The organism is Streptomyces sp. NPDC091279 (genome assembly GCF_044757465.1).
Classification (GTDB): domain Bacteria; phylum Actinomycetota; class Actinomycetes; order Streptomycetales; family Streptomycetaceae; genus Streptomyces.
The window spans coordinates 96,756-112,086 of sequence record NZ_JBIVVA010000018.1; the positions used below are offsets into that span (position 1 = coordinate 96,756).

11 protein-coding genes and 1 pseudogene are annotated in these 15,331 nt (G+C 72.2%); 5 read left to right on the plus strand and 7 right to left on the minus strand.

Features of this window, described 5'->3' with window-relative positions; all coding sequences use genetic code 11:
- The first annotated feature begins 154 nt into the window (after window positions 1–154).
- The 3 genes from ACIQOU_RS33990 to ACIQOU_RS34000 all read left to right on the plus strand — a co-directional run bounded on the left by ACIQOU_RS33990 (window position 155) and on the right by ACIQOU_RS34000 (window position 4,414).
- On the plus strand, window positions 155–1,651 hold the full coding sequence (locus ACIQOU_RS33990) for a sodium:solute symporter (RefSeq protein ID WP_401543528.1): 1,497 nt from the start codon (window positions 155–157) through the stop codon (window positions 1,649–1,651).
- 112 nt (window positions 1,652–1,763) lie between these two features.
- Complete coding sequence (speB, locus tag ACIQOU_RS33995; RefSeq protein WP_401543530.1) at window positions 1,764–2,732, plus strand: agmatinase; 969 nt, start codon at window positions 1,764–1,766, stop codon at window positions 2,730–2,732.
- Window positions 2,729–4,414: a thiamine pyrophosphate-binding protein gene (locus tag ACIQOU_RS34000; protein WP_401543533.1), complete on the plus strand. Its 1,686-nt coding sequence runs from the start codon at window positions 2,729–2,731 to the stop codon at window positions 4,412–4,414. Before speB ends, ACIQOU_RS34000 begins: the two co-directional genes overlap by 4 nt.
- Before the next feature lie 438 nt (window positions 4,415–4,852).
- Here ACIQOU_RS34000 and ACIQOU_RS34005 read toward each other — a convergent pair whose 3' ends face one another.
- From ACIQOU_RS34005 to ACIQOU_RS34030, 6 genes are all read right to left on the minus strand, one after another.
- Window positions 4,853–6,082: a beta-ketoacyl-[acyl-carrier-protein] synthase family protein gene (locus tag ACIQOU_RS34005; protein WP_401543536.1), complete on the minus strand. Its 1,230-nt coding sequence runs from the start codon at window positions 6,080–6,082 to the stop codon at window positions 4,853–4,855.
- 136 nt (window positions 6,083–6,218) lie between these two features.
- Window positions 6,219–7,415 (minus strand): hypothetical protein, encoded by a 1,197-nt coding sequence (locus ACIQOU_RS34010; protein ID WP_401543538.1) that lies wholly within the window; start codon window positions 7,413–7,415, stop codon window positions 6,219–6,221.
- A 118-nt stretch (window positions 7,416–7,533) separates the two neighbouring features.
- Window positions 7,534–8,763, minus strand: a complete 1,230-nt coding sequence (locus tag ACIQOU_RS34015; RefSeq protein WP_401543541.1) for a beta-ketoacyl-[acyl-carrier-protein] synthase family protein — start codon at window positions 8,761–8,763, stop codon at window positions 7,534–7,536.
- Window positions 8,760–9,029, minus strand: coding sequence for an acyl carrier protein (locus tag ACIQOU_RS34020; RefSeq protein ID WP_401543544.1), 270 nt, complete (start codon window positions 9,027–9,029; stop codon window positions 8,760–8,762). Before ACIQOU_RS34020 ends, ACIQOU_RS34015 begins: the two co-directional genes overlap by 4 nt.
- 240 nt (window positions 9,030–9,269) lie before the next feature.
- Window positions 9,270–10,076 (minus strand): endonuclease I family protein, encoded by an 807-nt coding sequence (locus ACIQOU_RS34025; protein WP_401543547.1) that lies wholly within the window; start codon window positions 10,074–10,076, stop codon window positions 9,270–9,272.
- Window positions 10,077–10,380: 304 nt separating this feature from the next.
- Window positions 10,381–12,741: a glycosyltransferase family 39 protein gene (locus ACIQOU_RS34030; RefSeq protein ID WP_401543550.1), complete on the minus strand. Its 2,361-nt coding sequence runs from the start codon at window positions 12,739–12,741 to the stop codon at window positions 10,381–10,383.
- Between the two features lie 319 nt (window positions 12,742–13,060).
- On the opposite strand from ACIQOU_RS34030, the gene ACIQOU_RS34035 reads away from it, so the two are divergent.
- Window positions 13,061–13,939, plus strand: a complete 879-nt coding sequence (locus tag ACIQOU_RS34035; RefSeq protein WP_401543553.1) for a phytanoyl-CoA dioxygenase family protein — start codon at window positions 13,061–13,063, stop codon at window positions 13,937–13,939.
- A gap of 32 nt (window positions 13,940–13,971) precedes the next feature.
- A pseudogene (locus ACIQOU_RS34040) lies at window positions 13,972–14,403 on the plus strand (DUF6309 family protein); the annotation flags it as partial.
- Window positions 14,404–14,448: 45 nt separating this feature from the next.
- Here the strand turns inward: ACIQOU_RS34040 and ACIQOU_RS34045 are convergent.
- Window positions 14,449–15,258, minus strand: a complete 810-nt coding sequence (locus tag ACIQOU_RS34045; RefSeq protein WP_401543556.1) for an SDR family oxidoreductase — start codon at window positions 15,256–15,258, stop codon at window positions 14,449–14,451.
- Window positions 15,259–15,331 lie beyond the last annotated feature (73 nt).

The following is a 15,331-nucleotide window of genomic DNA, read 5'->3' on the forward strand; positions in this document are numbered from 1 at the left end:
AGATCTCCCACCCCGCACCACCCCACCCCGCACCACCCCACCCCGCACCACCCCGAGAACCCCACCCTGAGAATCCCCTGGCTCTCAGGTCCCCCGCACCACCCCACCCACCCCGCACGACACGCCACCGACACGTGCGCGAAGGAGGCCCCCGATGGCCGTCGACTACACCGTCATCGTCGTCTACCTGGCCGGGATGCTGGCCATGGGCTGGTGGGGCATGCGCCGCGCCAGGTCGAAGAGCGAGTTCCTGGTGGCCGGCCGGCGCCTGGGACCCACGATGTACTCCGGCACCATGGCGGCGATCGTCCTCGGCGGCGCGTCCACCATCGGCGGCGTGGGCCTCGGCTACCAGTACGGGCTGTCCGGGGCGTGGATGGTGTTCACCATCGGCCTCGGCCTGCTCGCCCTCTCGGTGTTCTTCTCCGCCCGCATCGCCCGCCTGAAGGTCTACACCGTCTCCGAGATGCTCGACCTGCGCTACGGCGGCCGCGCCGGGGTCATCTCCGGCGTCGTCATGTGGGCGTACACCCTGATGCTCGCGACGACCTCGACCATCGCCTACGCCACCATCTTCGACGTCCTCTTCGACCTGAACCGCACCCTCGCCATCGTCCTCGGCGGCTCGATCGTCGTCGCCTACTCGACGCTCGGCGGGATGTGGTCGATCACTCTCACCGACATGGTCCAGTTCGTGGTGAAGACGATCGGCGTGCTCCTGCTGCTCCTGCCCATCGCGGTGGTGAAGGCGGGCGGCTTCTCGGAGATGAGGGCCACCCTGCCGACCACGTACTTCGACCCGCTGGGCATCGGCGGCGAGACCATCTTCACGTACGTCCTGATCTACACGTTCGGGATGCTCATCGGGCAGGACATCTGGCAGCGGGTGTTCACCGCGCGCGGCGACCGCACGGCCCGCCTCGGCGGCACGGTCGCCGGCACCTACTGTCTGCTCTACGCGCTGGCCGGCGCCGTCATCGGCACCGCCGCCAAGGTGCTCTACCCGGGACTGGCCAGCCCCGACGACGCCTTCGCGACCATCGTCAAGGCCGAACTCCCGGTCGGCGTCAGGGGGTTGGTGCTGGCCGCCGCGCTCGCCGCCGTGATGTCGACGTCGTCCGGCGCGCTGATCGCCTGCGCGACCGTCGCCAACAACGACATCTGGTCGCGGCTGCGCGGAGCCGTCACCCGGGGCGACGGCGACCACGACGAGGTGCGGGGCAACCGCGCGTTCATCCTCGTCATGGGCGTCGCCGTGATCGGCACGGCCATCGCCCTCAACAACGTCGTCGAGGCGCTGACCGTCGCCTACAACCTGCTCGTCGGCGGGCTCCTCGTGCCGATCCTCGGCGGCCTGCTCTGGAAGCGCGGCACCGCGCAGGGCGCGCTCGCCTCCGTCGTCGTCGGCGGGCTCGCCGTCGTCGGCCTGATGGCGGGCTACGGCATCCTCGCCAACGAACCCGTCTACCTGGGCCTGACCGCCTCGCTGGTGGTCTACGTGGCCGTCTCCCTCGCCACCCCCGCGACCGACGCGGCCGTCCTCGCCGCCTGGCGCGACCGCCTGGCCGGACCCGGCACCCCGGACCCCACGGCCACTGCCGCCCCTACGTCCGCCGCCGCCTCCGACGGACAGATCCCGGCCCCGCAGTAACCCACACGCACACCACACGCCCCACGGCGCACGCCCCACACCACTCTGCTCCCCTCCCCTCCCCTCCCCCCTCCCGGCATACGCGACGAAGCGTAGGAAAGAAGGAATCTCCATGAGCGGCAACGAGACGCCCCGCGGCCCCGTCGACTCGTCCCGCGTCCCGCGGTACGCCGGGCCCGCGACGTTCGCCCGGCTGCCCCGGCTCGACGAGGTCGGCCGTGCCGATGTCGCCGTGGTGGGCGTGCCGTTCGACTCGGGTGTCTCCTACCGGCCGGGCGCGCGGTTCGGCGGCAACGCCATCCGCGAGGCGTCCCGGCTGCTGCGCCCCTACAACCCGGCGCAGGACGCGTCGCCGTTCGCCCTCGCGCAGGTCGCGGACGCGGGGGACATCGCGGCGAACCCGTTCCACATCGACGAGGCGGTCGACACGATCGAGGCGGCGGCGGACGAACTCCTGGGCAGCGGCGCCCGGTTGATGACCCTCGGCGGCGACCACACCATCGCGCTGCCGCTGTTGCGGTCGGTGGCGAAGCGGCACGGCCCGGTGGCGCTGCTGCACTTCGACGCCCATCTCGACACCTGGGACACGTACTTCGGGGCGGAGTACACGCACGGGACGCCGTTCCGGCGGGCGGTGGAGGAGGGCATCCTCGACACGGAGGCGCTGTCGCACGTCGGCATCCGGGGCCCGCTCTACGGCAGGAAGGACCTCACCGACGACGAGAAGCTCGGCTTCGGCATCGTCACGTCGGCGGACGTCTACCGGCGCGGCGCCGACGAGGTCGCCGACCAGCTGCGCCGGCGCGTCGGGGACCGCCCGCTGTACATCTCCATCGACATCGACTGCCTCGACCCGGCCCACGCGCCCGGCACCGGCACCCCCGAGGCGGGCGGCCTGACCTCCCGCGAGCTGCTGGAGATCCTGCGCGGACTCGCCTCCTGCAACGTGGTCTCCGCCGACGTCGTCGAGGTGGCCCCGGCGTACGATCACGCGGAGATCACGTCGGTGGCCGCGTCCCACACGGCGTACGAACTGACCACGATCATGACCCGCCAGATTGCCGAGGCCCGAGCGAAGTGACCCACGACCACGACCTGGAACTCCGCCCCACGGCCGCGCAGATCTCCGCCGCCCTGAACCCGCCCCCGGGGCGCAACGGCGGCGACCTGGTCGTGGAGACGCTGGCCGGGCTCGGCGCGACCACCGTCTTCGGGCTGCCGGGGCAGCACGCGCTCGGCATGTTCGACGCGCTGCGCCGCTCCGATCTGCGGTACGTGGGCCTGCGCGTCGAGAACAACGCGGGGTTCGCGGCGGACGCGTACGGCCGGATCACCGGTGAGGCGGCGCCGCTGCTGCTGTCGACGGGGCCCGGGGCGCTGACCTCGCTGGCCGCGCTGCACGAGGCGGCGTCGGCGTCGGCGCCGGTCCTCGCGATCAGCAGCCAGATCCCGACGGCGGGGCTGGGCGGCGGTCGCCACGGGTACCTCCATGAACTCCCGGACCAGGCGGCCTCGTTCAGGGGCGTGGTGAAGTCCGTGCACACGGTCCGCAGCCCGTCGCAGATCCCGTCGGCGCTCGCGGAGGCCTGGAAGTCGGCGCTGACGGCTCCGCACGGTCCGGTGTGGGTGGAGATCCCGCAGGACGTCCTCCTCGCGGAGACCCTGCTGCCGACGGTGACGGCGGTCGACGCGACCCCCGAGGAGCTGCCTCCGCGTCCCGAACTGACCGCTGTGGCGGCCGACTTGCTGTCCCGTGCGCGGCGTCCGGCGATCATCGCGGGCGGGGGCGTGGTGCGGGCGGACGCGTCGAAGAAGCTGCGGCAGCTGGCGGAGTTGCTGGACGCGCCGGTGGTCACGACGTTCGGCGGCAAGGGGGCGTTCCCGTGGGAGCATCCGCTGTCCCTCCAGTCCTGGTTGGAGGACCGGCACACCACGGACTTCCTGGAGGACGCGGACGTCCTCCTCGTCGTCGGCTCCGGGCTCGGTGAACTCTCGTCCAACTACCACACGTTCGCCCCGCGCGGCCGGGTCATCCAAGTCGAGGCGGATCTCGGCAAGTTGGAGTCCAACCACCCGGCGCTCGGCATCCACGCGGACGCCCGCCTCGCCCTCCAGGCGCTGCTGGAAACGGTGGAACGGCGTGCGGACGCGTCGGTGCGGGGTCGCGTGCGCGAGCTGCTGTCGAAGGTCTCCTCCCGCATCGCGGCCCAGGAACTCACCCTGGAACAGGAGGTGTTGGCGTCGGTCCGCCGGGCGCTGCCCGCCAACTCCCCGTCGTTCTGGGACATGACGATCCTGGCCTACTGGGCGTGGTCGGCGTTCGACGCCAAGGGGCCCAACCACATGCACTCGGCGCAGGGTGCGGGCGGGCTCGGCTATGGCTTCCCGGCGGCCCTCGGTGCGGCGGTCGCCGACCCGACCCGTCCGGTCCTGGCCGTCTCCGGCGACGGCGGTGCCCTCTACTCCATCGCCGAGCTGGCGACGGCCCGTCAACTGGCCCTCGACGTCACGTGGTTGATCGTCGACGACGGGGGGTACGGCATTCTGCGCGAGTACATGAACGGTGCGTTCGGTGAGGCGACGGCGACGGAATTGGCTCGGCCGGATTACGTGGCCCTGGCGGAGTCCTTCGGCGTGCCCGGGGTGCGGACGACGCCGGGCTCCCTGGAGGCAGACCTGACAACGGCGCTGCGCACCCCGGGCCCCTCGGTGGTGGTCCTCCCAGCCCTCCTCCGCATGTTCGCCCCGACCCACCTGCCCTGACGGGTGGGACCACGTCCCGAACGGGTCGAATTTCGGCTGCGGCGCCGTGGGGGCTGGTCGCGCAGTTCCCCGCGCCCCTTAAAAGCAGGGCGTTGCCGGGCCGTCGGCGGATAGGCCCGGCTGGCTGGTCGCGCCCGCGCGGCGGAGCCGCAGATAGATACAGCCCCGCGCCCCTTAAAAGCAGGGCGTTGCCGGACCGTCGGCGGATAGGCCTGGCTGGCTGGTCGCGCCCGCGCGGCGGAGCCGTAGATAGATACAGCCCCGCGCCCCTTAAAAGCAGGGGGTTGCCGGGCCGTCGGCAGTTTGGCCGGGTCGGCTGGTTGCGCCCGCGCGGCGGAGCCGTAGATGGATACAGCCCCGCGCCCCTTAAGGGCGTTGCCGGGCCCCATATGGTCAGCGGGCCTGCGTCGCTTACGGGGGCTGTCCTGCTGGTTGCTCTTATGGCTTGGTCAGGATTAGTACTGTGTTTTGGCCGCCGAAGCCGAAGGAGCTGGTGGCTGCCAGGTCTATGGGGGTGGGGCGGGGGTGGGCGGTGACGATGTCCAGTTCCTGGGCGGGGTGTTGGCGGTGGAGGTTGGCTGTCGGGGGGATGTGCTGTTGCTGGAGGGTCAGGACGGTCAGGGCCGCTTCCACCGCCGCTGACGCGCCCAGGGCGTGACCGAGGACGCTCTTCGTCGACGTCACCGGCGGCGGCGTGCCGTCGAAGGTGCGCAGCAGGGCCAGCGCCTCGGCCGTGTCGCCGGCCGGCGTCGAGGTGCCGTGGGCGTTGACGTGGTCGACGTCGCCCGGAACGCACCCGGCGTCGGCGAGAGCGGCCCGCAGCGCCCGTTCCGCACCGGCGCCGTCGGGATGCGGGGCCACGGGATGGTGGGCGTCGCTCGAACTGCCGTACCCGCGCAGCAGGGCGCGGATGTGGGCGCCGCGCGCCCGGGCGTCGTCGGGACGCTCCAGGACCAGCACGGCGGCCCCCTCGGACAGCACCAGCCCGTCCCGGTCGACGTCGAAGGGGCGGCAGGCGGCGGACGGATCGTCGGTGCGCCGGGACAGGGCCGTCATCTGGGCGAAGCAGGTGGCCGTCATCCGGGCCCGGCCGGAGTCCGCGCCCCCGGCGAGCACGATGTCGCAGGTCCCGGCGAGCAGCAGATCCCGCGCCACCCCGATGGCCGTCGCCCCGGACGCGCAGGCGCTGGCCACGCTGAAACTCGGCCCGTGCACCTGGAGATCGAGGGCGACCTCGGCCGGAACCATGCTCGGCACACTGCGCGGCAACGCCATCGGCGACACGGCCCGGGGCCGCCCCTCACCGAGCAGGGTGAACTCCCTGACATACGTCTCCAGGCTGTTGCTGCCCACACCGAGCACGACGCCGACCCGTTCGCGCGGCCAGTGCGCGGGGTCGAGCTTGGCGTCGGTGACCGCCTGCCGGGCCGCGTCGAGGGAGAGGTGCGTGAACCGGTCCAGGCGGCGGGCCAACGGCCGTCCGAACGAGGCGGTCGCGTCGAAGCCGTCGATCCGGCAGGAGATGTCCACCGGCAGCCCGGCCAGTTCGGGGTCGGTACGGGCCAGGCTGCGGCCCTCGCACACGGCCCGCCAGGTCTCCTCGGCCGTCGGGCCACCCGGGGTGATCATGCCGATGCCGGTGACGGCGACCTCACGTGCGTGCGGCACGGTCGGCTCCTTCCATCCGCTGGTTCAGGGTGCGGAAACGTTCCGCGTCAGCCGTTGTCCCAACCAGGTGGCGGTCGATCCGGTCACGGTCCGGTGCCTCCTCGCTCCTCCGAGGGGCCCGGTCGGCTCCGGTGTCTCAGGGCGTCCGGCGTCCCACGCGGTCGTGCCCGGGCGGGGTGCGGGGGGCCGGAGGGCGCCGGGTGGTGACCTTCAGGGTGCGGGCCTGGGGGATGACATACCCGGTGAACGACGGTGTGGGGTGCGTGAGTTGCCAGGTCCCGGCGTGCGGCAGCAGGGCCCGGACGAGGGCGATCGCCTCCATGCGCGCCAACTGGGCGCCGAGGCAGTACTTCGGGCCGTGGCCGAAGGAGAGGGGGCCGGGCGCCCCGGGATCACGGTTGGCGGCGGCGATCAGGATCAGCAGATGGGTGTGGGCCGCGACCGGCACCCCGGCCAGCTCGACATCGTGGCGCGGAACCCGGCTCACCATGGTCGACGGCGGCCGGTCGCGCAGCCAGCCGTCGACGGTGCCCGGGATCAGCTCCGGCCGGGCCGCGAGGTCGGCCGCGAGGGCGCCGTTGTCCTTCAGGAGCGCGCACAGTGCCGTGCCCAGCAGGGCGAACGTCGTGCTGACGCCCGCCTGCAACAGCAGCCCGCACTCGCCCGGCGAGAACCGCGTCCAGGCGCCCGGGTGGCCCCGCTCCCCGAGCGCCCGGAAGTAGGCCTTCAGCTCCCGCACGGCCCGGTCGGCCTCGTTCAACTCGGCCTCGGAGGGGAAGAGTTCGCCGACCACCTGGTTGCGCAGCATCGCCGCGCCCAGCTCCGCCGCGTCCTCGTCGGGCAGGTCGAGCAGGGCGCAGATGGCGCGGGTCGGCAGCCGCAGGGCCACCTGCTCGGCGGCGTCGGCCCAGCCGTGCCGGGCGACGGCGGCCACGAGCCGGGCCACACAGTCCTCGGCCAACTCCTCGACGGTCGCCCGCAGTCCGTCCACCGCCGCCCGGGTCAGCAGGGTGGCGGAACGGCCCCGCAGCGTCTGGTGCTCGGGCGGATTGACGTTGAGCAGGCTGGCGGCGTACTGCTCCATCGACGGATGCCGCCGCCACCCCGGCGTGTGCTCGTCGCGCCAACGGGTGTCCGGTACAAGGAAGTCGGGGGAGCGCAGCGCATGGCGGCAGACGTCGTACCCGCACAGCACGACGGTGCTCAGCGCGGGCACCGGCAGCACCGGGCCCAGGACGCGCAGCCGTTCGTAGACCGCGTACGGGTCGGGGGCGCGGCGCAGGCCCAGCAGCAGCCGGGTGGCCCGGGCCCGCACGGACAGCTCCGTGCTCATCACGTTCATGGAAGCTCGCTCGAAATCGGAAATCGGAGGTCGGGGACGGAGACGGAGACGGAGACGGGGAGGGTGGTGATCTACAACTGGCGTTCGGCAAAAGGGAAGTGATGGTCCGTCAAACGTCCGCTACGGCCAGGACGCTGTTCTGGCCGCCGGGGGCGGTGGAGACGCACAGGGCTCTCGCGGTCCGTCCGGCACGGGGGTCGCCCGTGACGACGTCCAGGTCGAGGCCGGGCTCGGGGCGCTCGTGGTTGGCGGTGGGCGGCACCCGGCGCCGGGCCACCGAGAGCACCGTCAGGGCCGCTTCGGTCGCCCCGGACGCGGCCCCGGCGTACCCGAGGACGGCCTTCGTCGCGGTCACCGACGGCCGGTGCGGCAGCACCCGCGCCAGCCAGCGCGCCTCGGCCAGATCACCGGCCCGCGTCGCGGAACCGTGGGCGTTGACGTGATCGACGTCGCCCGCGTCCCACCCGGCGTCGGCCAGCGCCGCCCGCGCCGCCTGTTCACCGCCCCGCCCCTCGGGGTGCACGGCCGCGAAGTGGTGGGCGTCGCTCGCCGCCCCGTACCCGGCGACCCACGCGAGCACCCGCGCCCCCCGGGCCCGGGCGTGCCCGGCCCGCTCAAGGACCAGAACCCCGGCCCCCTCGGCCGCCACGAACCCGTCCCGCTCCACGTCGAAGGGGCGTACCGCCGCCGTGGGCCGGTCGACCCGCCGGGACACCACGCCCATCTGCGCGAACGCGGCCAACGGCACCGGATGCAGCAGACAGTCCGCCCCGCCCGCCAGCATCACGTCCACGATCCCGGCCCGCAGCATCTGCACGGCCACCCCGATCGACACCAACCCGGACGCGCACCCCGCCGACGTCGCGAAGTTGGGGCCCGAGGCGCCGTGGTCGAGGGCGATCTCCGCCGCGCACGCCCCCGGCAGCGAACGCGGCACCGTCAACGGCGAGATCGTCGCCGCCCGCCCGGTCCGCAGCCGTTCGTGGACGTCGACGACGCCGGTCACCCCGGAGCCGCCGGTGCCCATCACGACCCCGAGGCGGTCCGCCGGGACCTCGCCCGGGGCCAGCCCGCTCGCCGCCGTCGCCTCCCGGGCGGCGACCACGCCCATCTGCGCGGCCCGGTCCATCTGCCGCGCCGACCGCCGTCCGATGAGCGCGTCCCCGTCGAACCCCACCGCCCGGCACACCAGCTCCACCGGCCCGCCGGCCAGTTCGGGCGCGCGCTCTGCCAGGCCCACCCCGGCGCACACGGCGGCCCAGTTCGCCTCGGTGCCGATCCCGCCGGCGCCGACCAGACCCACGCCCGTGACGGCGACCCGGTCCGCGGCCGCCGTCACTGTGCCGGTGCGGCGGTGCCGTCCGGCCGTGCGCCGTCCTTCGCGCGGAGGGCGTTGTCGAACCGCTCGGCGATCTCGCCGAGGGTCATGTCCAGGGAGAGTTCGACGTCCTCCATGCGCACGCCGGTCCTGTCGGTCACGATGACCGCCAACTCGGCCATGGACAGCGAGTCCAGCTCCAGTTCACGGCCGTGGGCCCGCGGGGTGACCAGATGCTGCTGGATGCCGAATTCCTCAGCCAGAAGCTTCGCGATCATGTCGTACATCTCAGAATTCCTTCGTGCGGGTCAGGCGGCGGAACGGCACGACACCCCTGACGGCGGTCAGAGGTGTCCGGGAGGGGGTGACGAGCCAGCGGCGGCTGCCCGAAGGGCCCGCGCCGAGGTTATGTCCCCGTGTGTCCCCAGGGCCTGGATCGGGCACCCAGAGGCACTTAGTTGACCCGTACGAGGGACAAAAAAATTGGGCTCCCCGGCAACACGGGGAGCCCAACTGGTCGTACCGGCCTACCAGATCGCCTCGACCCACTCCGGGTGGTCGATGAACGGGTTCCGGTTGTGCTGGTAGGTGTTGTAGATGACGTCGTTGCGGTTCTCCTCGAAGGAGTCCGGCGGGTCCTCGGCGCTCCACGCCTTCAGGACGGCGAGCTTGCCGATGTACGGGTTGGAGCCGTTGGCGACCTTGTCGTTGGGCTCCAGGTCGGCCCAGCCGTCGCCGCCCTCGTAGCGGACCGCCATGTACAGGATCATGCGGGCGACGTCGCCCTTGACCGCGTCACGCGGTTCGAAGGAGTCCGAGTCGACCTTGCTGCCGCCGCTGTTGGTGAAGGTGGAGCCGCCCTCGTCGAAGTCGAGGTTGCCGCGCTTGCCGTTGACGGCCACGTCCTCCGGGCGGATGTGGTGCAGGTCCGTGCCGGGTCCGGTGGACGTCGTGAGGTCGCCGTGCGAGATCGCCCAGACGTGCTCACGGTTCCAGTCGCCGCTGTCGCCGCCGTTGAGCGTCTTGCTGCGGGACAGGCCGGAGTAGAGCAGCCGGACGTTGCTGCTGTTGCTCGGGTCCTGGTCGGTGACCTTCAGGGCCTCCCAGAGCGCCGCGTACGACAGCTTCGTCACACCGGTGCTGATGATGGTGTGCAGGGAGGACTTGAGGCTGGTGCCGGTCTTGCCGACCGCGTTCTTGTAGTACGTCGAGTCGTACGCGGTGGTGGTGGCCGCGGCGGGGGTCGCGGTCAGAGTGGGGGCTGACAGGCCGACCAGAACGGCGGCGGTGGTGAACGCCACCGACTTCCAGCGGCGGATGCGCGTCGCCAACATAAAAGGGGGTCCCATCTACGCGGGTTGAATGAGGCGGCAGACGGGAGATTGGCATGCACATGCGTACTTGTAAATAAACAGGACGTGTCCGTTGGGTGACGGGGAACGGCATATCGCGTCGTATCTACGCGAGTTGACCCAGGAAAAGGTCAAGTCCAGCCAAAGAGTGGGTGGGTTGGATCATCGGGGGCGGCGCAACGGATCACTGGCGCGTGGTTGGAGTCGGGCATGAGAACTGCCCCCGGCCTTGTGGCCGGGGGCAGTTGAGGGTGTGTCAGTTCGTCAGGGTGAGGTCAGATGACGGTCAGCCGACGTCCGACGGGTCGAGCCGGTAGAGCGTCGACGTGTTGGAGGTCGAGGAGGACTCCCCGGACTTCTCGGTCGACCCGGACTCGGCACCGGTCTTGGAACCGGACTCGGCACCGGTCTTGGACTCCGTCGTCGAGGTCGACTCCGTCGTCGTGGTCTTGCTGTAGGCGCTCTCCTTCACGGCGGTGCCGTTCTTCTGCACCCACGCGGTGATCTCCTGGCTCAGGGTGCTGTTGCCGCCCATGCCGCCGCCACCGAGCTGGATGTAGTGCAGCTCGCCCTTCTTGACCAGTTCCTTCAGCTTGGCCAGCGTCATCGCCTTGTCGGAGCCGGTGAAGCCCCACATGGAGATGACCGGCTTGTGGGAGCTGAGGATCAGCTGGCCCGCGCTCTGCGAGTTGGAGACCGCGAGAATCCAGGTGGCGCCGTCCTGGTGCTTTTCCAGGTACTTGATCAGCTCGGTGCTGGCACCGCCGCCGCCGGGGCCGCCGCCCATGCCGCCGCCACCGGGACCGCCGCCCGTGCCGCCACGGCCGGTGCCGGTGCCGGTGCCGCCGGGCGCTTCGCCGCCGCCGGGGAACTCCCCGCCCGCGCCGCCCTGTTGGCCACCGGTGCCGCCGGTCGTGCCGTCACCCGGCGCACCGCTGGGAGCGCTGCCGCCCTGGCCCTGCTGCGGAGCCTCGCCACTGCCGCCGCCCGGGGTCATGCCACCCTGGCCGCCGCCGGGAGCCTCGCCGCCGGCCTGGCCGCCGCCCTGCTGGGTGCCGCCGGGCATGCCCTGGCCGCCGCCCATGCCGCCGCGCCCGCCCCGGCCGCCGCCCGGACCGCCGCCGCCGAAGCCGCCGCCGGTCGACGGGCCCGCCGTCGGGTTGGAGCCGCCCATGCCGCCACCGGCGGCCGAGCTGAGGGCCGGCGAGGCCGCGTAGGCCGTCGGACCCGCCAGCGCCGCGACGATCGCCGCGATCACGGACGCGGCCAGCAGCCGGGCCCGGTTGCCGGAGCGGAAGACGAACAGCCCGACGATCGCGACGAGCATCAGCACGCCGATCGTCGGCCACAGCCAGGTGTTCCAGTTGGTGGCCCGGCGCAGCACCACGATCGCCCAGATCCCGGTGACCGCGAACGCGGCCGGCAGCACCCACGACCAGCGGGCGTCACCGCTGCGGAACGCGCGCCACAGCATGACGCCACCGGCGCCGGTCAGCGCCGCGATACCGGGGGCGAGGGCGGTCGTGTAGTACGGGTGCATGGTGCCCTCGGCCATGGCGAAGGTCAGGTAGTGCAGCACCAGCCAGCCGCCCCACAGGATGAGGGCGGCCCGGGTGATGTCGGTGCGCGGGGCCCGGCCACGCAGGACCAGACCGCCGACCAGGGCGATGCCCGCGAAGGGGATCAGCCAGGAGATCTGGCCGCCGAGGACGTCGTTGAACATCCGGCCGATGCCCGCGGTGCCGGCGAAGGTGCCGCCCCCGCCGCCCATGCCGCCGTTGCCCTCGCCGCCGAGGACGCGGCCGAGGCCGTTGTAGCCCATGATCAGGTTCCAGGCGGAACCGTCGGTCGAGCCGCCGATGTACGGGCGGTCGTCGGCCGGTACGAGGGAGACGGCGGTGGCCCACCAGAAGCTGGAGACGGCCAGCGCGACGGCGGCCAGTACCAGGTTGACGATCTTCTTCTTCCAGCCGAGCTTGGAGGCGAACACGTACATCGCGAAGACGGCCGGCAGGGCGATGTAGCCCTGGAGCATCTTGGTGTTGAACGCGAGCCCGAAGCAGACCGCCGAGCCGATCAGCGGCAGCAGCTTGTCGTCACGGGTGGCGCGCAGCGCGAGGGCCGCGCCGGCCACCATCAGCAGCACGAGGATGGTGTCGGGGTTGTTGTCGCGGTTGATGGCGACCGTGATCGGGGTCAGGGCGAGCACGAGCGCGGCGATCGCCGCGGCCACGTGCCCGAACGTCCGCTTCACCGACGTGTGCAGAATCCAGATCGTGCCCAGTGCGGCACCGATCTGGGGCGCCATCATCTGCCACGTCCCGAAGCCGAAGATCCGGCAGGACAGGCCCATGATCATGAGCGCGAACGGCGGCTTGTCGACGGTCATGAAGTTGCCGGCGTCGAGCGAGCCGAAGAACCACGCCTTCCAGCTCTTCGTGCCGCTGAAGACCGCGGAACTGTAGAAGCTGTTGAGGCTGGAGCCGGACAGGTTCCAGGAGTACAGCGCGGTCGCCAGCAGCAGGATCGCGATCAGCACGGGCAGCGACCAGCGCGGTGCCTTGTCCGGCGGCGCGTCGGGCTGACCCGGCGGCGCCCAGTCGGGGGACACGGTCGTGGGGGAGAGGGGATCGGTGGCAGATGTCACCAGTGAACGGTGACGGTGGCCGTTAGGCGGGGACTGTGGCCAACCTGGGGGCTGGCTGTGGATGGATGAGAGGACGGTAATAACGCCCTCATGATTCATATCCGGGCCCTCATAAATCCCGGTTTCCGTGCGGGGCGGGGCCGGGGTGAACGGCTGTGGCGTGGCCGTGGGCGCTCTGTGGGGCCGGTGCCCGCACCCCGGTGCCCGCTTCTGGCCATTTCTGGTGTCATGGGCATGATCGACGCGGGCCCGGGATAGGAACGGCGAGCGCAGAGGTGTCTGCGGGATGACGGCCGAGCGAACCAGGGGGTTCCCGTACGTGAGAGATGTCCGTGGCAACGGGGTCAGGACCGAGGACTTCGCCGAGAACGGCTTCCTGGTCCTGCCCGGGTTTCTGCCGGGCGGCCTGGCGGAGCGCCTCCTCCCGGAGGTGGACAGGTGGGTGGAGACGGGCTGGCGTCAGCAGTCCATCGACGCGGTACGGCCGGGCGCCGGCGCACCGGAGACGGTCGAACTGGACCTGGAGGCGCACGGGGAGTTAGCGGCGTACCCGCCCTTACTGGACCTGCTCGGCAGCGCTGATCTGCTGGGCGGGTCCTTCGTCTTTCACCACCTGCACAGCGACCGGCGCCCGGCCGGGGGCACCGGCAAGAATTGGCACCACGACTACGAGCAACGGCCCCAGCGCGACCGCCGCCTGCCCATGGTCCACGCCCTGCACTACATCGGCGGGCTGCGGCCGGAGGCGGGCGGCCTGGCCGTGCTGCCGGGCTCGCACCGGGAGGTCGCCGAGAAGAACGCCCGCGACCACCTGGGCACGGCCGTGCTGCCGGGCGAGGTGCTCATCGACGAACTGCCGCCGGGCTCCACCGTCCTGCTCCACTCGGCGCTCTTCCACACCCGCCGCGCCGCGCCCTCCGACTGCGCCGGTCACCGTTACATGATCGACGGCTCCTACTGCCGAACGGGGACCCGGTGGCCGCCGGTCAAGCCGTACTGGCGGCAGGTGCTGGCGGTGGGCCGGGCCCGCGGCCTGGATGCCGGACACCCGGACCTGTTCGCCGAACGCCACTTCAGCACCTATGAAACGGCGGCTGCGGCGGCGGTGGGGGGTGTGACGGGTGCGGGTGCGGCGATGGCAGCGCGTGCGACCGGTGCGGGTGCGGGTGCGGCGACGGTGGGGAGGCGGGGCGCGTGAGGGTGCTTGAGGCGGTCTCCTTCGACGAGGTGATGCGCCGGTTCGCCCGTGAGCATCCCTTCGACGCCTCCGACCCGGGCAACACCAACGACGAGGCCGAGGGTCATGTCCGCAAGGCGCAACGGGAGTTGGGCGGGCGGTGGCATCGGGTGCGGTTGGCGGGGCCGGAGGTGCGGGGCGTGCTGCTGCCCTGGCATCTGGGGGAGGCCGGCGAGGTGGAACTCGTTCCTCCCACCGGGCTCACCGTGGCCGCCGCGGCGGAGCGGCTCGCGGCGCTCGGCGGGGCGTACGCGCGCTCCAATCCGATGTGCGCGTTCAAGCTCGCCCGGCAGCGGACGGCGGCCCGGCTCCCGCTGTTCCTGAGCGCGCGGCCGGTCTCGGGCCCCGACTACGCGTCCCTGACGGTCCGTTCGGGCCTGATCCACCTGGACGGGCTGCACCGGATGCTCGCCTGGGCGCGGGGCGGGGAACTGGTGCCCGGCGCCTGGTTCGAGGCGTACGTGGCCGGGCTATCCCCGTCCCACGTAGGGCATGGCGCTGGGCATGACCAGGACGGACTGGATGTTCACGCCCCGGGGCAGGGCGGCCATGGCCCGCACCATGTCGACGACGTGCCGCACGTCCATGGTGGGTTCGACCCGCCGTGACCCGTCGGCTTGCAGCACCGCCGGTTGCGGCCGGTCGGGCGGGGTGACGTTGCCGATGTCGATCTGGCCGCACGAGATGTCGTAGGCGCGGCCGTCCAGGGACAACGCCCGGGTCAGCCCCGCCACCGCGTGCTTGGCCGCCGTGAACGCGACGGAGTCCGGGCGGGGCGCCTGGGCGGAGGGGGCGCCGTTGTTGATGATCCGCCCGCCGCGCGGAGTCTGCCGTCTCATCACCCGGAACGCGGCCCGGGAGCAGAGAAAGGTCCCGGTGGCGATGGAGTCCAGCACGCGATGCCAGTCCTCGACGCCCACGTCCTCGATGGGGGTGTACGGCATGGTGTCGGCGGCGTTGTTGAACACCACGTCCAACTGGCCGAACCGGGCGACGACTTGGTCGAACAGGTCGTCCACCGAGGCGGCGTCGGTGATGTCGGCCGGCAGTGGGATCGCCCGGTCCGAAACGGCGGCCGGGGCCAACTCGGCGGTCTCCTTGAGGAGTTGCTCGCGTCGGCCGACCAGGGCCACCGTCCAGCCGTCCGCCAGCAGGCCAAGGGCGCAGGCCCGCCCGATGCCGCTGCCCGCCCCGGTGACGATCACGGTCCCTCTGCCGATGTCCGTACCCACGTCCACGCCCCACCCGTCCTCTTCACCGACGTTTTCTCGCCTGCGCATCGCACGCGCACCGCGTGCCGACCGCCTACGAAAGGTTCTCCGAGCGTGCCCAACAGCCCTGTACCGAAACGGG